Annotated in this window: 17 protein-coding genes; 11 read left to right on the top strand and 6 right to left on the bottom strand. The window is 71.8% G+C overall.

All coding sequences use genetic code 11. The features are described 5' to 3' along the window. Nucleotides 1-6: 6 nt before the first annotated feature. Nucleotides 7-294, bottom strand: a complete 288-nt coding sequence (locus ACFYU9_RS34695; protein WP_389215274.1) for a PLDc N-terminal domain-containing protein — start codon at nt 292-294, stop codon at nt 7-9. 89 nt (nt 295-383) lie between these two features. On the opposite strand from ACFYU9_RS34695, the gene ACFYU9_RS34690 reads away from it, so the two are divergent. From ACFYU9_RS34690 to ACFYU9_RS34680, 3 genes are read left to right on the top strand one after another with little or no spacing between them, the layout of a single operon-like run. Then, entirely contained in the window at nt 384-1,835 is a 1,452-nt protein-coding gene (locus ACFYU9_RS34690; RefSeq protein ID WP_389215277.1) for a menaquinone biosynthesis decarboxylase, read from the top strand. Then, nucleotides 1,832-2,734 (top strand): menaquinone biosynthesis prenyltransferase MqnP, encoded by a 903-nt coding sequence (mqnP, locus tag ACFYU9_RS34685; RefSeq protein WP_389215279.1) that lies wholly within the window; start codon nt 1,832-1,834, stop codon nt 2,732-2,734. Before ACFYU9_RS34690 ends, mqnP begins: the two co-directional genes overlap by 4 nt. Before the next feature lie 30 nt (nt 2,735-2,764). Then, entirely contained in the window at nt 2,765-3,436 is a 672-nt protein-coding gene (locus ACFYU9_RS34680) for a UbiX family flavin prenyltransferase (protein ID WP_389347581.1), read from the top strand. A gap of 4 nt (nt 3,437-3,440) precedes the next feature. Here ACFYU9_RS34680 and ACFYU9_RS34675 read toward each other — a convergent pair whose 3' ends face one another. Beyond that, complete coding sequence (locus ACFYU9_RS34675) at nt 3,441-3,575, bottom strand: hypothetical protein (RefSeq protein ID WP_389215282.1); 135 nt, start codon at nt 3,573-3,575, stop codon at nt 3,441-3,443. Nucleotides 3,576-3,691: 116 nt separating this feature from the next. Here ACFYU9_RS34675 and ACFYU9_RS34670 point away from each other — a divergent pair, with 116 nt between their 5' ends. The 6 genes from ACFYU9_RS34670 (at nt 3,692) to ACFYU9_RS34645 (ending at nt 10,021) form a co-directional block, all read left to right on the top strand. Further along, entirely contained in the window at nt 3,692-4,147 is a 456-nt protein-coding gene (locus ACFYU9_RS34670) for an Lrp/AsnC family transcriptional regulator (protein ID WP_267044218.1), read from the top strand. 46 nt (nt 4,148-4,193) lie between these two features. After that, nucleotides 4,194-5,357: an aminofutalosine synthase MqnE gene (gene mqnE, locus ACFYU9_RS34665; RefSeq protein WP_389215285.1), complete on the top strand. Its 1,164-nt coding sequence runs from the start codon at nt 4,194-4,196 to the stop codon at nt 5,355-5,357. A 93-nt stretch (nt 5,358-5,450) separates the two neighbouring features. Then, a complete protein-coding gene (locus ACFYU9_RS34660; protein WP_389215288.1) occupies nt 5,451-5,717 on the top strand; it encodes a DUF4229 domain-containing protein in 267 nt (88 codons plus the stop codon). 381 nt (nt 5,718-6,098) lie between these two features. Then, nucleotides 6,099-7,433 (top strand): dicarboxylate/amino acid:cation symporter, encoded by a 1,335-nt coding sequence (locus ACFYU9_RS34655; protein WP_389347513.1) that lies wholly within the window; start codon nt 6,099-6,101, stop codon nt 7,431-7,433. An 87-nt stretch (nt 7,434-7,520) separates the two neighbouring features. After that, nucleotides 7,521-8,126: a TetR/AcrR family transcriptional regulator gene (locus ACFYU9_RS34650; protein WP_389216035.1), complete on the top strand. Its 606-nt coding sequence runs from the start codon at nt 7,521-7,523 to the stop codon at nt 8,124-8,126. A 53-nt stretch (nt 8,127-8,179) separates the two neighbouring features. After that, nucleotides 8,180-10,021 (top strand): AMP-dependent synthetase/ligase, encoded by a 1,842-nt coding sequence (locus ACFYU9_RS34645; RefSeq protein ID WP_389347511.1) that lies wholly within the window; start codon nt 8,180-8,182, stop codon nt 10,019-10,021. Between the two features lie 31 nt (nt 10,022-10,052). Here the strand turns inward: ACFYU9_RS34645 and ACFYU9_RS34640 are convergent, their stop codons facing one another. The 4 genes from ACFYU9_RS34640 to ACFYU9_RS34625 form a co-directional block, all read right to left on the bottom strand. After that, the gene (locus tag ACFYU9_RS34640) at nt 10,053-10,718 is read right to left on the bottom strand and encodes a pyridoxal 5'-phosphate synthase (protein ID WP_389215295.1); all 666 of its coding nucleotides are present in this window, start codon (nt 10,716-10,718) and stop codon (nt 10,053-10,055) included. Nucleotides 10,719-10,757: 39 nt separating this feature from the next. Continuing rightward, entirely contained in the window at nt 10,758-14,144 is a 3,387-nt protein-coding gene (locus tag ACFYU9_RS34635) for a hypothetical protein (RefSeq protein WP_389347509.1), read from the bottom strand. A 146-nt stretch (nt 14,145-14,290) separates the two neighbouring features. Then, nucleotides 14,291-15,532 (bottom strand): FAD-dependent monooxygenase, encoded by a 1,242-nt coding sequence (locus ACFYU9_RS34630; protein WP_389215300.1) that lies wholly within the window; start codon nt 15,530-15,532, stop codon nt 14,291-14,293. Between the two features lie 109 nt (nt 15,533-15,641). Then, nucleotides 15,642-16,808, bottom strand: a complete 1,167-nt coding sequence (locus ACFYU9_RS34625; RefSeq protein ID WP_389347507.1) for an acetyl-CoA acetyltransferase — start codon at nt 16,806-16,808, stop codon at nt 15,642-15,644. 116 nt (nt 16,809-16,924) lie between these two features. Here ACFYU9_RS34625 and ACFYU9_RS34620 point away from each other — a divergent pair, with 116 nt between their 5' ends. Continuing rightward, entirely contained in the window at nt 16,925-18,148 is a 1,224-nt protein-coding gene (locus tag ACFYU9_RS34620; RefSeq protein ID WP_389347505.1) for an acyl-CoA dehydrogenase family protein, read from the top strand. After that, on the top strand, nt 18,149-18,622 hold the full coding sequence (locus tag ACFYU9_RS34615) for a nitroreductase family deazaflavin-dependent oxidoreductase (protein WP_389215309.1): 474 nt from the start codon (nt 18,149-18,151) through the stop codon (nt 18,620-18,622). Nucleotides 18,623-18,660 lie beyond the last annotated feature (38 nt).

The following is an 18,660-nucleotide window of genomic DNA, read 5'->3' as shown; positions in this document are numbered from 1 at the left end:
TCCCGCTCAGGACTTCTCGCCGTCCTCGTCCCGCGGCTGCTGCTCGCCGAGCGACTTCAGGAACTCCGGGTTGTCGTCCGGCGCCACCCATCCGCCGCCGGCGCGGCCGCGCGTCGCCCGCCGCTTGCCCGCCGCGATCCAGCCGACCGCCCCGACGACCCACACGAGCAGGACGATGAGCACCCACACCACCTTCGGCAGGTGCTTCACCTCGTCCTCGGGGGTGTTCAGGCAGTCGATGAAGGCGTAGATCATCAGTGCCAGCGGCAGGATGAACAGCAGCGCCCTGAGCATGTGCGAAAGCCCCCTGGAAACGGCGGCGGGGGCGCGTAGTGGCGGCCCCGGTGACGGGTCAAGACTAGCCGGTGACCGATACTGGGCCCATGGCTTACGACGATCTGCGCTCGCTGCTCAGGGCCCTGGAGCGCGAAGGCGACCTCAAGCGCATCAAGGCCGAAGTCGATCCGTACCTGGAGGTCGGGGAGATCGTCGACCGCGTCAACAAGGCGGGGGGCCCGGCGCTCCTCTTCGAGAACGTCAAGGGCTCCTCGATGCCGCTGGCGATGAACGTCTTCGGCACGGACCGCCGGCTCCTCAAGGCGCTGGGCCTGAAGTCCTACGAGGAGATCAGCGAGAAGATCGGCGGGCTGCTCAAGCCCGAGCTGCCGCACGGCTTCGTCGGCGTCCGCGAGGCGTTCGGGAAGCTGGGCTCGATGGTCCACGTGCCCCCGAAGAAGGTCAAAGAGGCTCCGGTCCAGGAGGTCGTGCTCACCGGCGACGACGTCGACCTCGACCTGCTGCCGGCGCTCTTCACCTGGCCCAAGGACGGCGGCTCCTTCTTCAACCTGGGGCTCACGCACACCAAGCACCCCGAGACGGGCGTGCGGAACCTGGGTCTCTACCGCCTCCAGCGGCACGACAAGCGCACCATCGGCATGCACTGGCAGATCCACAAGGACAGCCGCAACCACTACGCCGTCGCGGCGGAGCGGGGCGAGCGGCTGCCGGTCGCGATCGCCTTCGGCTGCCCGCCGGCCGTGACGTACGCCTCGACGGCGCCGCTGCCCGGCGACATCGACGAGTACCTGTTCGCCGGCTTCGTGCAGGGCAAGCGGATCGAGATGGTCGACTGCAAGACCGTGCCGCTCCAGGTACCCGCGCAGGCGGAGGTCGTGATCGAGGGCTGGCTGGAGCCGGGCGAGATGCTGCCCGAGGGCCCGTTCGGCGACCACACCGGCTTCTACACCCCGCAGGAGCCGTTCCCCGCGCTGAGGATCGACTGCATCACCATGCGGCGGCGCCCGCTGCTGCAGTCGATCGTCGTCGGCCGCCCGCCGACCGAGGACGGTCCGCTGGGCCGGGCCACGGAGCGGTTCTTCCTCCCGCTCCTGAAGATCATCGTGCCGGACATCGTGGACTACCACCTGCCGGAGTCCGGCGGCTTCCACAACTGCGCGATCGTCTCGATCGACAAGAAGTACCCGAAGCACGCGCAGAAGGTCATGCACGCCATCTGGGGCGCGCACATGATGTCGCTGACCAAGCTGATCATCGTCGTCGACAAGGACTGCGACGTGCACGACCTGCACGAGGTGTCCTGGCGCGCGCTCGGCAACACCGACTACGCCCGCGACCTGACGGTCGTCGAGGGCCCCGTCGACCATCTGGACCACGCCTCCTACCAGCAGTTCTGGGGCGGCAAGGCCGGTATCGACGCGACGAAGAAGCTGCCCGAGGAGGGCTACACCCGGGACGGCGGCTGGCCGGACATGGTCGAGTCGGACCCGGCGACGGCGGCCCTGGTGGACCGCCGCTGGAAGGAGTACGGGCTGTGACCACGGCCGCGGTGCCCGGCGCCCAGCCGGGCCGCACGAAGGCGTTCCTGCGCCTGGTGATGATCGAGCACTCGGTCTTCGCGCTGCCCTTCGCGTACATCGCCGCCCTGACGGCCATGTACCAGACGGACCGGAGGATCCACTGGTGGACGCTCTTCCTGGTGACCGTGTGCATGGTGGGCCTGCGCACCTTCGCGATGGCCTGCAACCGGATCATCGACCGCGAGATCGACGCGCGTAACCCGCGCACCGCCAACCGCGAGCTGGTGACCGGCGCGGTGTCGGTGCGCTCCGCGTGGACCGGCGCCGGCGTCGCCGTGGTGGTCTTCCTGGGCGCGGCGGCGCTGCTCAACCCGCTGTGCCTGGCGCTCGCGCCGCTCGCCGTCATCCCGATGGTGGTCTATCCGTACGGGAAGCGGTTCACGAACTTCCCGCACGCGATCCTCGGCCTCGCCCAGTCCATCGGCCCGATCGGCGCCTGGCTGGCGGTGACCGGCGAGTGGTCGTGGGACGCGGTGATCCTCGGCCTCGCGGTCGGCATCTGGATCGGCGGCTTCGACCTGATCTTCGCCTGCCAGGACGTCCAGGCGGACCGCGCCCACGGCGTGATGTCGGTCCCGGCCCGCTTCGGCATCCCGGCCGCCCTGTGGGGCGCGCGGGTCTCGGCGGTGATCACGACGGCGCTGCTGGTCTGGTACGCGCTGGCGACGGACGCGGGTGTCTTCTTCTGGGCGGGCCTGGTGGTCGTGGTGGCGGCGTTCGCCTACGAGCACTCGATCGTCAAGCCGCACGACCTGTCGAGGCTGAACAGGGCGTTCTTCACCGTCAACGGCTTCATCGGCATCGCGCTGTTCCTGTGCGCGCTGCTCGACCTGCTGGTGCGCGGGCTCTCGGTCTAGTGGCCGGATAGGCTCGGCCGCGTGGAGCCGGTGAACAAGCAGCAGCGTCGTCCGTGGGTCGTGGGAGTGTCGGGGGCGTCGGGCACGCCGTATGCCGCCTCCGTGCTGCGGGGGCTGCTCGCGGCGGGGGAGAGCGTCGACCTGGTGGTGTCGCGGGCCTCGCGGCTCACCCTGCTGGACGAGACGGGGCTGGCCTTCCGGGACGCGCACTGGCGCGAGGACCTGGCGACCTGGCTGGCACGGGGCGCCGACGGGAAGCCCGACACCTTCGGCGGTGTCGACGTGAGCGACGTGCGGTACTGGGCGGCGGGTGACCTGGCCGCCGGGCCGTCCTCGGGGTCGTACCCCGTGAAGGGGATGCTGATCGTGCCGGCGTCGACGGCCGCCGTGGCGGGGGTCGCGCTCGGGCTTTCGAAGGATCTGCTGCAGCGGGTCGCGAGCGTGACGCTCAAGGAGCGGCGGCCGCTGGTGGTCGCCGTGCGGGAGACCCCGCTGAACGGGCAGACGCTGCGGCACATGGTGGCGCTGGACGAGGCGGGCGCCGTGGTGCTGCCCGCCTCTCCGGCGTTCTACGCGGGTGCGACGCACATCCAGGACCTGGTGGACTTCGTCGCGGGGCGGGTGCTCGACGCGGCGGGAGTGCCGCACGAGCTGTACCGCCGTTGGGAGGGGGAGCTCGGTGGAGCATCCCGTCCCGAATAGGGGACTAGCGCTTCTTGGCGGCCTTCTTGGCGGCGCGCTTCGAGGCGGCGGAGGTCTGGTAAGCACGCGAGCGGCTGGCCATCTCCTGCAGCTCGCGCATGCGGGCGTAGGCCATCTCGATCGTGTACACGGTGAACATCACTCCTGAAAGATCGTCTTTGATCCACTGAAAGATTCACAGGGTGTCGTCCCTGTGTGCCTTAGATTCTATACCTATACTCGCGGTATCGCTGGACAATGGAAGGCTTCATACCTATGGACGCCGTGGACAGGCAGCTCATCCAGGCCCTGCGCGAGAACGGCCGGGCCTCATACGCCGAGCTCGGACGGCTCGTCGGGCTCTCCGGCCCCTCCGTCACCGACCGCATCAACCGCCTTGAGACCGCCGGGGTCATCACCGGCTACCGCGCCACCGTCGACGCCGCCTCGCTCGGCCTCGGCGTCACCGCGCTCATCGGCATCTCCCTCTCCGACGCCGCCGACCACGAGGACGTGGCCCGCCGGCTGAAGGACCTGGCCGAGATCGAGGACTGCTGGTTCATCGCCGGCGACGACTCCTTCATGCTCAAGGTCCGCGCCAACGACGTGGACGGCCTGGAGAAGACGATCCGCCGGCTCAGCGGCACGAAGGGCGTGTCCCGGACGCGTACCACGATCGTGCTGTCCACGAAGTGGGAGAACCGGGTCGGGGATCTCCCTGAGGAAGGCTGAGAGTAGGTTGGGGAGCCTGGTTTCGGAGAAAAGGGAGGCGGCCGTGATGGACGCTGGGCTCAAGCGTGAGCTGGAGCAGAAGGTCCTCGCCGGCGAGCGGCTGAGCCGTGAGGACGGCATCGCCCTGTACGAGTCGGACGACCTCGCCTGGCTCGGCGGGCTGGCCCACGAGGTCCGGACCCGCAAGAACGGCGACGTGGTGCACTTCAACGTGAACCGTCATCTGAACATGACGAACGTGTGCACCGCCTCCTGCGCCTACTGCTCCTTCCAGCGCAAGCCCGGTGAGAAGGACGCCTACACCATGCGCATCGAGGAGGCCGTGCGCCTCGCGAAGGCGATGGAGGGCGAGAACCTCACCGAGCTGCACATCGTCAACGGGCTGCACCCCAACCTGCCCTGGCGCTACTACCCGCGCTCGCTCTCCGAGCTGAAGAAGGCGCTGCCGAACGTCTCGCTCAAGGCGTTCACCGCCACCGAGATCCACCACTTCGAGACCATCTCGGGCCTGTCGGCCTCGGAGATCCTCGACGAGCTGATCGAGGCCGGCCTGGAGTCGCTGACCGGCGGCGGCGCCGAGATCTTCGACTGGGAGGTCCGGCAGCACATCGTGGACCACCGGACCCACTGGGAGGACTGGTCCCGGATCCACCGGCTCGCCCACGAGAAGGGTCTGAAGACCCCGGCCACGATGCTGTACGGCCACATCGAGGAGCCGCGCCACCGCGTCGACCACGTGCTGCGGCTGCGCGAGCTCCAGGACGAGACCGGCGGCTTCCAGGTCTTCATCCCGCTGCGGTACCAGCACGACTTCGTGGACATGAAGGACGGCAAGATCCGCAACAAGCTCCAGGCCCGCACCACGATGGCCACCGGAGCCGAGGCCCTGAAGACCTTCGCCGTCTCCCGGCTGCTCTTCGACAACGTGCCGCACGTCAAGGTCTTCTGGGTGATGCACGGCGTCCAGACCGCGCAGCTGGCGCTCCAGCACGGCGCGGACGACATGGACGGCTCGGTGGTCGAGTACAAGATCACGCACGACGCCGACAACTACGGCACCCCGAACAAGCTGACCCGGGACGACCTCCTGGAGCTCATCCGGGACGCCGGTTTCCGGCCGGTGGAGCGCAACACGCGCTACGAGGTCATCCGCGAGTATCCGGGCCCGGACGCCGGGCTCCGCGAGTCGCCGCAGCCGATGCGCGTCTGAAGATCGTGAGGGCGGGTGAGGACCCCCCTCCGAGGGGTCCTGCCCGCGCGTGCTTCACTGGAGGGACGCTCGTCCGGTATGAGAGGAACTCGCATGCTCCGTTACACCCTCATGCGCCTCGGCATCTTCGCCGGCAGCTTCCTCGTGCTGTGGGGTCTCGTCTACGCGCGGGTGCTGCCGCGCGGCCTCGGCGACTCCAACATGCTGTGGGTGCTCCTGCTGTCCATCCTGGTGTCGGCGCCCCTGAGCTTCGTCCTGCTGCGCAAGGAGCGGGACCGGATGAGCGTCGAGATCGTGGCGAAGGTCGACCGGGCCAAGGGCCGTCTGGAGTCGAACCGCTCGGCCGAGGACGCCGCGTAACAACCTCGGCGGGAGCCACGTAAAGGCTGCGTAAGCAGCATCACATCTTCACCCCTGGCGGGAGCTTCGAAGGCTCCCGCCAGGGGTTTTCTGCGTTCCGAAGGCTGAGACGCCTTCTCGGTATCCCATTACCTCAAAGAACTGCTTTGAGGTTCTCAAAGTGCAAGTGTTAACGTTCTGGCCATGACGACAGCAGTGCGCCTCCTCAAGGACCCGGGCCGCCCGCTCGTGGCGCGCCTGCACGTCGATCTCTGCCGCTGTATGTCCGCGGTCTGTTGCCGCGCCCTCTGATCCGGCATCATGCAGCGGCCCGCGCGTGAGCGCGGGTGTGCCGCACCCCCGTCCCCGTATTCCCCCGATACGCACCAGTGGAGTGTGCCCGTGTCCGCGTCCTCGTCCGCGCCCGTGACGAAGTCCCGCATACCCAAGGTCCCGTTCTGGGCCCAGATCGTCGCCGGTCTCGTCATCGGCGTCCTGCTCGGCTGGGTGGCCCGCAGCCAGGACATCGGCTGGCTGCAGGAGACCCTCGGCCAGGTCGGCGGCATCTTCGTCCAGCTGCTCAAGCTGGCCGTCGCCCCGCTCGTCTTCTTCGCGATCCTCGTCTCGATCACCAACCTCCGCAAGGTCAACAACGCGGCGCGCCTGGCCGTGCAGACCCTCGTCTGGTTCATGATCACCTCGCTGATCGCGGTCGCCATCGGCCTCGCGATCGGCCTCCTCACCAACCCCGGCGCCGGCACCGGCCTGACGCCGAAGGACGGCAAGCTGCCCGAGCACCACGGCAGCTGGATCGACTTCCTCACCGGCATCGTCCCGACGGACGTCATCACGCCGTTCACCGAGCTGAACGTCCTGCAGATCGTCTTCATGGCCGCCGTCGCCGGCATCGCCGCCCTCCAGCTCGGCGAGAAGGCCGCGCCGCTGCTCACGCTCTCCGAGTCCGCGCTCCAGCTGCTGCAGAAGGCCCTGTGGTGGGTCATCCGGCTCGCCCCGATCGGCACCGCCGGTCTCATCGGCCGCGCCATCGTCAACTACGGCTGGGACCTGCTCGGCAAGTACGCGACCTTCACCGCAGACGTCTACATCGGCTGCGCGCTCGTCCTCTTCGGCGTCTACCCGCTGCTCCTCGCGACCGTCGCCAAGCTGAACCCGCTGCAGTTCTACAAGGGCGCCTGGCCCGCCATCCAGCTGGCCTTCGTCTCCCGCTCCTCCGTCGGCACCATGCCGGTCACCCAGCGGGTCACCGAGCGCCTCGGCGTCCCGAAGGAGTACGCCTCCTTCTCCGTGCCGTTCGGCGCCACGACCAAGATGGACGGCTGCGCCGCGATCTACCCGGCGCTCGCCGCGATCTTCATCGCGCAGATCTTCGACGTGCAGCTGGGCGTCAAGGAGTACCTGCTCATCGCCTTCGTCTCGGTCATCGGTTCGGCGGCCACCGCCGGTCTCACCGGTGCGACGGTCATGCTGACGCTGACCCTCTCCACCCTGGGCCTGCCGCTGGAGGGCGTCGGTCTGCTGATGGCGATCGACCCGATCCTCGACATGATGCGCACCGCCACCAACGTCGCCGGCCAGGCCCTGGTCCCGGTCATCGTCTCCGCCCGCGAGAAGATCCTGGACCTCGCCGCCTACGAGTCCGCCTCGGCCTCCCCGGTCGACGAGCCGGCCGGCGCGCAGGACGCCGAGCGGAAGGTGCCGGCCACCGCCGCCGCCTGACGCCGAGTTCACGTCACCGTGCCCCGGACCCGACGGTCCGGGGCACGGTTCGTTTGTAGGGTGATCAACGTGGCGGGGAAGAAGAGGCTGCCGCGCGCGGTGCGCGAGCGGCAGATGATGGACGCGGCCGTGCTGACCTTCGGGCGGCGCGGGTACCAGGCGGCGTCGATGGACGAGATCGCCGAACTGGCCGGGGTGTCCAAGCCGCTGGTGTACCTGTACCTGAACTCCAAGGAGGAGCTGTTCACCTCCTGCATCCGGCGGGAGGCGGAGGCGCTGCTCGCCGTCGTGGCCGCCGCCGTGGAGGGGGACGGGCCGGCGCAGGAGCGGCTGTGGGCGGGCGTGCTCGCGTTCTTCACGCACACCGCCGAACACCCGGACGCGTGGGCGGTGCTGAGCCGGCAGGCGCGGGCCCAGGGGGAGCCGTTCGCGACCGAGGCGGAGCGGATGCGGGCCGGGATCGCCGCGTACGTGGGCCGGCTGATCCGGGCGGCGGCGGACGGGCCGTGCGACGCGGAGGGCCTGGCGCAGGCGCTGGTGGGGGCGGCGGAGTCGCTGGCGAACTGGGCGAACGGGACCGACGGAGAGCGCCGGGCCACGCCCCGGCAGGCGGCCACGACGCTCATCACCCTCGCCTGGTCGGGCCTGAGCAGTGTGACCGGGGATCTGTCCAAATCCCTTGGCACGCCCTAGATTTACTCGGAAGTAAGGTTACTGTCCGGTTCTCGACGCCCGAGGAGCCGCACGTGCCCGTCACCGAGGTCTCCGTCCCCGCGCTCGTCCCGCCCGTGCGGCGCGGCTCGCTCGCCGACCTGCCGTACGAGACCGCCCGCGAGGACCCGGCGGCCGTGCTCTTCTCGCGCAAGGCGCCGGACGGGAGCTGGGCCGACGTCACCGCCTCCGCCTTCGCCGCCGACGTGCACGCCGTGGCCAAGGGGCTCGTGGCGCACGGGCTGCGGCCCGGCGACCGGCTCGCGCTGATGGCCCGTACCCGCTACGAGTGGACGCTGCTCGACTTCGCGGCCTGGGCCGCCGGGCTGATCACCGTCCCGCTGTACCCGACCTCCTCCGCCTACCAGGCCCGCTGGATCCTCCAGGACTCCGGCGCCGCCGCCTGCGTCGTCGAGGACGCCGCCCAGGCCCGGCTCGTCTCCGCCGAGCGGCGCGGGCTGCCCGGCCTCGGACAGCTGTGGGTCCTCGACACCGGCGCCGTCGAGCAGCTGCGAAGAGCCGGCGCGCGGGTCGCCGACGAGGCCGTCACCGCGCGGCGCGGACTGCTCACCCCCCAGGACCTCGCCACCCTCATCTACACCTCCGGCACCACCGGCCGGCCCAAGGGCTGCGCGCTCACCCACGCCAACTTCTTCGCCGAGGTCGACAACGCGGTCGGACTCCTCCACCCGGTCTTCCGCTCGGTGAGCAGGGAGCCCGCCTCCACCCTGCTGTTCCTGCCGCTCTCGCACGTCTTCGGCCGGATGGTCGCCATCGGCTGCGTCCGCGCCCGGGTCCGGGTCGGCCACGCGCCCTCCGTCGAGAGCGACGAACTCCTCGCCGACCTCGCGAGCTTCCGCCCGACCTTCCTGCTCGCCATCCCGTACGTCCTGGAGAAGGTCTTCCACACCGCCCGCGCCACCGCCGAACGCGCCGGACGCGCCGCCTCCTTCGACCGGGCGGCGCGCATCGCCGAGCGGTACGGCCACGAACAGGCGGCCGGTCAGGCGCGGGACACCGGCGGCCCCTCGATCGGCCTGCGCGCCGCCCGCGCCCTGTACGAACCGCTCGTCTACAAGCGCATCCGCGCCGCGCTCGGCGGCCGGGTCCGCCACGTCATCTGCGGCGGCTCACCGCTCGGGGCGCGGCTCGCCGAGTTCTTCGCGGGCGCGGGCATCGAGGTGTACGAGGGATACGGCCTGACGGAGACCACCGCCGCCGCCACCGTCACCCCGCTGCACGGCCCGCGCCCCGGCACCGTCGGCCGGCCGCTGCCCGGCACCGCCGTCCGCATCGCGCCCGACGGCGAGGTCTGGCTCAAGGGCGGCCATGTCTTCGCCGGCTACTGGGACGCCCAGCGCGGAGTCGCCCTGCCGTACACCGACGACGGCTGGTTCCCCACCGGCGACCTCGGCGCCCTCGACGACGAGGGCCATCTGCGGATCACCGGCCGCAAGAAGGACATGATCGTCACCTCCGCCGGCAAGAACGTCGCCCCGGCCCCGCTGGAGGACTGGCTGCGCGCCCACCCCCTGGTCGCCCAGTGCATGGTCCTCGGCGACAACCGGCCGTTCGTCACCGCGCTCGTCACCCTCGACCACGAGGGCCTGCTGCACTGGCGGCGGATGCGGCACAAGGACCATCTCGCGCTGTGGGAGCTGACCCGCGACGAGGAGCTGCTCGCCGTGGTCCAGCGGGCCGTCGACGACGCGAACCGGCTGGTGTCGCGGGCCGAGTCGATCCGTGCCTTCCGGGTCCTGACCACGGAGTGGACGGAGACGAGCGGACACCTCACGCCCTCCCTGAAGCTGAAGCGGAGGGCGGTGCTGAGGGACTTCGCGCGGGAGATCGACGCGATGTACGGGACCGTCCGCTAGAGGTGCCCGGCGGCCCGCGGCCGGACCCGGACTACGGCCAGAGCAGCTCGCGCTCCCAGGTGCCGGCCTTGCCGAGCCGGTACCGCAGGCGTACGTGCCGCCGCTGCTCGTCGCCCTGGAAGAACTCGACCTCGGCCGGCTCGACGACGTACAGCGTCCAGCTCGGCGCGTGCGCCTCCGGTTCGCTCCTCGCCCGGTCCCAGGCGGCGGCGCTCGCCCGGGCGAGGGTGCCGAGGTCGTCCAGCGGCTCGCTCTGGTGCCCGACGAGCGCGGAGGCGAGGGCGCCGGCGGTCCGGGCGTGCAGATCCTCGTACGCCTCCCGCTCCGTCCCGGTCACCACCCGGCCGCGCACCCGCACGGCCCGCCCCTGCACGGGCCAGTAGAAGTTGAGCGCCGCCTCCGGCCGCGCGGCCAGCTGACGCCCCTTCGCGCTGCCCGCGTGCGAGGCGAAGTGCCAGCCCCGCGCGTCCGCCCCGTGCAGCATCACCGTCCGCACGTCGGGCCGCCCGTCCGCGTCCACCGTGGCGAGCGCCATCGTGTGCGGCTCGACCGCCTTCGCCTCCACCGCGCCGGTGAACCAGGCGTGGAAGAGCGCCACCGGCTCCTCCGGCACGTCCGCCGGATCGAACGCGGGCAGCTCGGTGTCCCAGACCTTCAGAGACCGCAGGGCCTCCTGAAAACGCCGTTCGTCGTCCATGGCGTCCATCATGAGGCCCCGCGCCGCCGGGTCGCGGGATCAGCCGGTGTAGTAACCGGCGATGTCGGCCAGGAGGTCGACGGAGCCGGCGTGGTTGTAGAAGGTGACCTTGCCGTCCTTGACGGGGACGATGACGAGGTTGGGGACGGACTGCCCGGCGGTGAAGTTGAGGTTCGAGACGGGCGGGCGCACGGTGCCGTACGGGTAGACCGACACGTAGCCCGCCGCCGTCGGGTGGGTGACGGTGACGTTCAGGACGACGGCCGAGTACTTCGCGCCGACCTCCAGGGTGACCGTCCGGCCCGCGCCGACCTTGGCCTTCGGCACGCCGACGCCCGCGATCGTGTTCATGATCCGCTTGGGCTGCATCCCGGTGAAGACCGCGCCGGTGTCCTTCTTGAAGTAGCCGGTGACGTCGGCGAGCAGGTCGACCGTGCCGGCGTGGTTGTAGAGGGTCACCTTGCCGTCCTTGACGGGGACGATGACGAGGTTGGGGACGGACTGGCCGGCGGTGAAGTTGAGGTTCGAGACGGGCGGGCGCACGGTGCCGTACGGGTAGACCGACACGTAGCCGGACTTCGTCGGGTTCGTCGCCGTCACGTTCATCGCGACCGCGGTGACTCCCGGCTCGGTGATCGCGAGGTCCACCGTCCCGCCCGCGCCGACCTTCGCCTTCGGGGCGCCGACGCCGCCGATGGTGTTGAGGACGCGCTGCGGCGCCACCGGGTGGTACGCGGAGCCCGCGGTGCCCTCGGTGTAGTAGCCCGCGATGTCGGCGAGCAGGTCGACGGAGCCGCTGTGGTTGTAGAACTCGACCCAGCCGTTGACGACCGGGACGGTCACCAGGTTGGCGATGGTCCTCCCGGCGGTGAAGTTGAGGTTCGAGGTCGCGGTGCGGCGGGTGCCGTACGGGTAGACGGAGACGTAGCCCGCCGCCGTCGGGTTCGTCGCCGTCACGTTGAGGACCACGGCCGTCAGGCCCTCGGCGGGCACACCGGCCTGCCCGGCCACCTTGAGGCGCACGGTGCCGCCCGGGCCGACCTTCGCCTTCGGGGCGCCGACGCCGCCGAGGGTGTTGAGGAGCCGGGCGGGCGTCATGGGCGTGTAGGTGCCGGGGACGGTGGTCAGCGAGCTGCCGTAGGCGCTGAAGGAGCCCCACTTGGCCTGCGCGGGCCCGGAGCCGTCGAGCGGACGGGCGGTCAGCTCCCAGCGGTACTGGCCGTCCTCGACGCCGCGGCCGCGGGAGTCCTTGCCGTCCCAGTCGACGCGGACGGAGGCACCGGCGCCGTGCGCCCCGGTGAAGGTGCGGACGCCCTCGCCGTCGCCCTTCGCGACGCGGAGCGTCCAGGAGACCGGCCGGGAGAAGCGCCACACCGGCGACCAGGTGCTCGCGGGCTCGACGCCGGACAGGTCGGCAAAGGACAGGTCGGGTACGGAGGAGTCGAGGGCGGCCAGTGCCTGGCGGCCGAGGGCGACCCGCTGGACGTGGACGTCCTGTGCCGCGTCGACGAAGGCCACGTCGCCGCCGAACTTGTCCACGGTCCAGGTCGTCCTGCGGCCGGAGCCGGAGGCCGAGGCGGGCAGGTCCGCGAGGTCCGAGGTCTGGCCGGTGGCCGCGTCCGTCAGCTTCAGCTTGTCGCCCTCGTGCCGGACGACGAAGCCGTCGCCGAGCAGGGCCTCGCCGACCGGGACCGGCACGCTCTTCTTCAGGGTGAGGTCGTAGACACCGGCCTTGGTGGTTCCGCAGGCCCAGTAGAGCCAGCGGCCCGCGGAGGCCTGCAGATCGGTGGGCCGGCAGCCGGACGCGAGGTCGACGGCGGCCGACGTCGTGTTCGTCTTCAGGTCGTAGGCGTCGACCAGGTTGCCGGTGGTCGCGGAGGGCTTCCACACCTTGGTGTCCCACAGCGCGGCGGGAGAGTTCTTCAGGGTGAGCTTCACGGTCGGCTCGCCGGAGTGGGCGCTCTCGAAGTCGCCGACGTAGGTGGTGTCACCGGCCTTCGCCACGACGTGGCGTCCCGCGCCGTCCACGACGGTGGCCCCGGCGGGAATGCCCTCCACCGGCCAGTAGCCGGAGGTGGTCAGGGGGCGGATCACCGAGTTGTTCCACGCGACCGCCGAGTCGCCGTCGCCGAGCGAGGCCAGGCCGGTCGGCGGGTTGACGCCGAACCAGAAGCGGGTCCTGGGCAGGGTCGCGGCGGGGGTGGCGCCGATGTTCGTGTCGACGTCGGCGAGTTCGACGAAGCCGTTCCCCCGGTCGAGAGGGCTGAGGTAGCTCAGCCGGCCGCCGCCCAGGGCGAGGTGGGTGATCCGCCGGGGCACGCGCGGCAGCTCGCGCACCCGGGTCACCAGGGGCGTGCCGTCGGCGCCGACGGTGATCCGCCGCACGGCCCAGTCGAGGGCGCCGGTGCCTCCGACGACGAGGACGCTGCCGTCGGGCGCGGTGGCGAAACGCGGCCCGACCTCGCCGGCCTTCAGGACCTCGCTGACCGTCCCTCCGCCGAGGGGGATCGCGCGCACGGCCTTGCCGGGCAGATGGGTGGCGTCGGCGGAGGTCCCTTCGCGCTGGAAGAGGACGGTGTCGCCGATCACCGCGAAGGCGGGGGCGCCCTCGTCTGCCGCGGGTGCCGGGAGGACGGTCCGCACCGGCGTGGCCGCCGGGTTGTCGCGGGGGACGGAGTACAGGTCGTAGGTGCCTGAGACGACCTGGGTGTCGCTCAGCGCGAAGGTGCCCTTCATGACGCCGTAGAGCGGCTTGATGGTGGCGGTCGCGTAGTCGAGCAGGTAGTAGGAGTTGTCCAGGGCGGACGCGCCGGCGAAGGACTGGGCCCTGAGGACCGCGCCGCGCAGGTCCTGCGTGACGGTGCTGAACGAGTTGAACGCCTGCGGCAGGTCCTGGATGGTCCGCGGGGTGACGGTTCCGTCCTCGGCGACCTGGTAGAGGGTGGCGGAGGTGAGCCGGCGGGTCGTCGCGTCCTTGGTGAAGGCGAGGGCCGTGTCGCCGTTGTACGCGTCGGAGAAGTACTGCCCGGCGGGGAGCGGCACGTTCTTCGTGGTCCCGGACCCGAGGTGGTGGATGGCGACCGTGCGGGTCTGGTCCAGCGGCCCCCAGCCGAGATCCGCGTGGAGACCGGAGTGGCCGTTGATCCCGGTCACGGGGAGCGGGGTGTCCTCGCCGGTCGCGTAGTCCGTCCACACGGTGCCGGTGCCCTCGGGGTCATGGGCGTAGCCGGTGGTGCCCGCGCTCCTCAGGGTGTCGATCCGGGGCCGTTCGCGCCCCGGGTTCGGGACCACGACCTCGTCGGTGGCGGTCGCGCCGGTCGCGCCGGCCGTGGCGGCCGTCGCCGGGCCCGTGACCGCGGCGGTGAGGCCGGCCGCGAGGGCCAGCGTGGTGGCGGCGGCGAGTGTTCTTCGCGCGTGGGTGTACAAGGTGGATCCCCTCCGAAGGCCTTGTCAGGCAAGGGACGGGCGGCCGTCGTTCGCGCGTTCTCCGCGCGGCCCCCTCCGGCGCTTCCCGTCCGAAGGCGCGATCGTAACAGCGGCCCCGGACGTGCGGTACGTGATTTCGAACTCGTTCAGGAAGCCGGGGCGGTGGTCTCGTAGGCGCCGTACTCCTTGACCGGGACGGCCGTCGACGCCCGCTGGATCTCGTCGCGGATCTTCTTCGCGATGAGGTTCTTGAAGGGGGTCCTGGGCAGGACGCGCACCATGAACATGCGCAGGGCGATCTTCCGCCGGGACGAGAGGGTCATCTCCTTGGCGAACTTCTCCGCGAATCGGCGGTTGAGCTCGACGCCCGGGCGCATCAGCTCCTCGTACGCGGCGAACGCCGCCTCGTGGTCGCCGCCGGCCGCCGCGAGTTCGCCGGCGAGGACGTAGGCGCCGGTGAGGGCGAGGCCGGTGCCCTGGCCGGAGGCGGGGGAGGTGCAGTGGGCGGCGTCGCCGAGGAGGACGACGCGGCCGCGGGACCAGCGGTCCATGCGGATGGTGGCGATGGAGTCGAAGTAGAAGTCACCGGCGCCGGCCGCGTCCGCGATCAGCCGCGGGATCTCCCAGTCGTCGCCCGCGAAGGCGTCGGCGAGGAGGCGCTTCTGGGCGGCGGTGTCGCGGTGGTCGTAGGCGAGTTCGGCGGGGGAGGAGAAGACGAAGCAGTTCTTGGCGGTGCCGGAGTGCTCGCCGGCGGTGGCGTAGACGGAGATCAGCTTGTCCGGGCGGGCGTGGTAGGTCTCCCAGCGGGTCAGGCCGAGCCGGTTGGGCGCCGAGAAGATGGAGATGTACGCGCCGAGGTGGCGCTTGAACTGCCGCTCGTCGCCGAAGACCAGGCGGCGGGTGTGCGAGTGGAGGCCGTCGGCGCCGACGACCAGGTCGAACCGGCGGACGGTGCCGGACTCGAAGGTGACCTCCACGCCGTCCGCGTCCTCGGCGAGGCTCGCGAGGGAGTCGCCGAAGAGGTACTCGACGTCGTCGCGGGTCCGCTCGTACAAGATGCCGGCGAGGTCGCCGCGCATGATCTCGTCGTCCTGCCCGGTGCGGCCGCCGAAGATCTCGGAGGGCAGCTCGCCGACCGTGCGGCCCCGGGAGTCGACGTACGAGCCGCCGTCCATGCCGGTGGAGTGGGCGCGGACCTCGTCGAGGATGCCCATCCGGGCGCAGATCCCGATGGCGTCGCCGCGCAGATCGACCTTGTAACCGCCGGTGCGCAGGGCGGGCGCCTTCTCGACGACGGTGGGGACGAACCCGTAGCGGTGCAGCCAGAGGGCGAGGGCGGGGCCGGCGATCGAGGCGCCGGAGATCAGGACGGTCCTGGCAGCACGCATGGCGGAACTCCTTGTCGTCTGTGCGGGCCAGGTCCGGCCCCGCACAGACGACTATACGAGCGTACTACACGTCTGTCTATGACGGCTGTATAGATTCTCGGCCGGGCGGTCAGCCGCGCCCCAGGACCACCGTTCCCGACGAGCAGAACCAGCCCCCCGTCCCCGACGCCACCGCCAGCTCCGGCAGCGAGCCGTCCGGCCGCCGCACCTGCAGCCCCGGCGCCTCGCCGCGCAGCTGGCGCACGGCCTCCACCAGCAGGAACAGCCCCCGCATCCCCGGATGGCAGGCGGACAGCCCGCCGCCGTCCGTGTTCACCGGCAGCCGGTCCTTCTCCGCGAAGTACGCACCGCCCTCGCCCTTCGCGCAGAACCCCAGGTCTTCGAGGGTCACCAGGGTCATGTAGGTGAACGCGTCGTAGATCTCCGCCAGTTCGACGTCCTCGGGCCGCACGCCGGCCCGCTCGAAGGCCAGCCGGCCGCTGACCGCCGCCGGGGAGACCGTGAAGTCCTCCCACTGCGACATCGCGGTGTGCGAGACGTACTCGCCGGTGCCGAGGATCCACACCGGCGTCTTCGCCGTGTCCGGTACGTACTCCTCGGCCGCGAGCAGGACCGCGCAGCCGCCGTCGCTGCGGATGCAGCAGTGCAGCTTGGTGAACGGGTCGGCGATCATCGGGCCGTCCAGCACCTCGTCGACCGTGACCGGATCGCGGAACATCGCCTCCGGGTTGAGCGCCGCGTTCGCCCGCGCCTGGACGGCGACCTCCGCGAGCTGCTCCAGGGTGGTGCCGTACTCGTGCATGTGGCGGCGGGCGGCCATCGCGTACTTGGCGATCAGGCTGTGCCCGTACGGGACCTCGAACTGCAGCGGGCCGCGCGCGCCGAAGGAGAGGTTGCCGGTGCGGCGGCGCGCCCTGACGTCGGCGCGGGCGGTGGAGCCGTACACGAGCAGGACGGCGCTCGCGCGGCCCTCGGCGATGGCGTCGGCGGCGTGCGCCGCCATGACCTCCCAGGTGGCGCCGCCGACCGAGGTGGAGTCCACCCAGCGCGGGCGCAGGCCCAGGTACTCGGCGACCTCCACCGGGGCGAGGGTGCCGAGGCCCGCCGAGGCGAGGCCGTCGATCAGGGAGCGGTCCAGGCCGCTGTCCGCGAGGGCGCGGCGGGCGGCCTGGGCGTGCAGGGCGTAGGGCGTGGCCTCGTCGACCCGGCCGCAGTCGGAGAGGGATATGCCGACGACGGCGACGCGCCGGCGGCGGTCCGTGATGGTGGTGGGCATGAATCTGACGGTACATCAGATTTCTTGCTCCGACAGGGTCGCCGGGCTGTGCATCTGCACCGGGCGGTCCTAGCATGACGCACCGTCAGATACGAGGGACCCCGGAAGGGAGACCCATGCGTACCGCCGCCGTCACCCAAGAGCAACAGGAGCGCGGGGAGTTTTGCGAGGAGATCCGCCGCACCCTGCGCGAACTCCTCGCCAAACGCGCCGGACCGGCCGCGGTCCGCGCCGCCGTCGCCACCCCCGAGGGCTACGACACCGCCCTGTGGGCCGCCCTCGCCGGCACCCTCGGACTGCCCGGCCTCGCCCTGCCCGAGCGGTACGGCGGGGCCGGCTGCGGCCCCGCCGAGCTCGCCGCCGCCTGCGAGGAGACCGGCCGCGCCCTCACGCCCTCCCCGCTCCTCGCCACCGCCGTCCTCGCCGCCCCGCTCATCGCCGCGCTCGGCACCGGGGCCCAGCGCGCCGACCTGCTGCCCCGCATCGCCGACGGCACCCTGACCTGCGCCCTCGCCCTGCCCGGCGGCTCCCTCCCGCTCGCCCTCGACCTCGCGGACGACAACACCGCCACGCCCTGGTCGGGCGGCGGCCGCTCCGGCGGCGTCCAGGCCGTGCCCCGGGAGGGCGGCGGCTGGTCGCTGTACGGGGAGGCCCGCCACGTCCTCGACGGCCACAGCGCCGGGCTGCTCCTGGTCGCCGCGCACACCGGCGGCTTCCCGCGCAGCCGCACGCTGCTCTTCCTCGTGCCGAGCGACGCCACCGGGCTCGTGCGGCGCCGGGACACCGCCCTCGACCTCACCCGCTCCCAGGCGACCGTCCAACTCCGCGACGTCGAAGCCGGGTTGCTGGGCGAGGAGCCGGCCGACGGAACGCTCGACGTGCTCGGCGCGCTCGCCGCGACCGGACGCCTCGCCGCCGTGGCGCTGGCTGCCGAGGCCGTCGGCGCCGCCCGCGGAGCCTTCGACCGCACCGTCGAACACGCCGCCACCCGCGAGCAGTTCGGCCGGCCCATCGGCTCCTTCCAGGCGCTGAAGCACCGGCTCGCCGACCTCCTCGTCCAGATCGAGTCGGCCCGCTCGCTCACCCACTGCGCGGCGGCCGACGGCGATCCCGTCTCCGCCGGGCTCGCCCTCGCCCAGGCCCTCGAAGCCCAGCGGGCGGCGGCCGCCGAGACGATCCAGCTGCACGGCGGGATCGGCGTCACCTGGGAGCACGACGCCCATCTGTACTTCAAGCGGGCGGCGGCGGACGAGCTGCTCTTCGGCCCGGCGGTGCGGCTGCGGGCGCGGGCCGCCGGGCGCGCCGCCCTGTTCGGGGAGACCTCCGGGGAGGTGGCGTAGATGCCGGTCGGGCTGCGCGTGATGCAGAAGGTCTCCTCGACCCGCGCCTTCGCCCGGGTCGCCCCGCACGTCATCCCCGCCATGGACCGGGCCGTGCACCGGCTGACCCGGGGCAGGGTGCTGCTGAGCGCGCGCATGCTGCCGGGCGTCGTCCTCACCGCCCGGGGCGCGAAGAGCGGACAGCCGCGGGTCACCCCGCTCGCCTGCGTGCCGGAGCCGGACGCCGGCACCTGGCTGCTCGTCGGCTCCAACTTCGGCCGCCCGGGTCATCCCGCCTGGACCGCGAACCTGCTCGCCCACCCGGACGCCGAGGTCAGCTGGCGCGGCGAGAGCTTTCCCGTACGGGCGCGGCTGCTCACCGGGGAGGAGCGGGCGCAGGCGTGGCGGGCGGCGCTGGTGTTCTGGCCGCCGTACGCCACGTACCAGGCACGGATCGAGCGGGAGATCCGGCTGTTCCGGCTCACGCGCGCCTGAGCCGGGTGAAGCGGGGGCCGGGTGGAGTGGGGACCGGG

Source organism: Streptomyces sp. NPDC004327, from assembly GCF_042873935.1.
GTDB lineage: Bacteria > Actinomycetota > Actinomycetes > Streptomycetales > Streptomycetaceae > Streptomyces.
Note: the sequence above shows the minus strand (reverse complement) of the source record. Positions and strands in the feature narration are given on the sequence as shown.

What these genes read in the sequence shown, in the direction of transcription:
- ACFYU9_RS34695 (WP_389215274.1), bottom strand. Translation starts at nt 294, where the DNA reads ATGCTCAGGGCGCTGCTGTTCATCCTGCCGCTGGCACTGATGATCTAC.
- ACFYU9_RS34690 (WP_389215277.1), top strand. Translation starts at nt 384, where the DNA reads ATGGCTTACGACGATCTGCGCTCGCTGCTCAGGGCCCTGGAGCGCGAA.
- ACFYU9_RS34675 (WP_389215282.1), bottom strand. Translation starts at nt 3,575, where the DNA reads ATGTTCACCGTGTACACGATCGAGATGGCCTACGCCCGCATGCGCGAG.
- ACFYU9_RS34670 (WP_267044218.1), top strand. Translation starts at nt 3,692, where the DNA reads ATGGACGCCGTGGACAGGCAGCTCATCCAGGCCCTGCGCGAGAACGGC.
- mqnE (WP_389215285.1), top strand. Translation starts at nt 4,194, where the DNA reads ATGGACGCTGGGCTCAAGCGTGAGCTGGAGCAGAAGGTCCTCGCCGGC.
- ACFYU9_RS34660 (WP_389215288.1), top strand. Translation starts at nt 5,451, where the DNA reads ATGCTCCGTTACACCCTCATGCGCCTCGGCATCTTCGCCGGCAGCTTC.
- ACFYU9_RS34640 (WP_389215295.1), bottom strand. Translation starts at nt 10,718, where the DNA reads ATGGACGACGAACGGCGTTTTCAGGAGGCCCTGCGGTCTCTGAAGGTC.
- ACFYU9_RS34630 (WP_389215300.1), bottom strand. Translation starts at nt 15,532, where the DNA reads ATGCGTGCTGCCAGGACCGTCCTGATCTCCGGCGCCTCGATCGCCGGC.
- ACFYU9_RS34625 (WP_389347507.1), bottom strand. Translation starts at nt 16,808, where the DNA reads ATGCCCACCACCATCACGGACCGCCGCCGGCGCGTCGCCGTCGTCGGC.
- ACFYU9_RS34620 (WP_389347505.1), top strand. Translation starts at nt 16,925, where the DNA reads ATGCGTACCGCCGCCGTCACCCAAGAGCAACAGGAGCGCGGGGAGTTT.
- ACFYU9_RS34615 (WP_389215309.1), top strand. Translation starts at nt 18,149, where the DNA reads ATGCCGGTCGGGCTGCGCGTGATGCAGAAGGTCTCCTCGACCCGCGCC.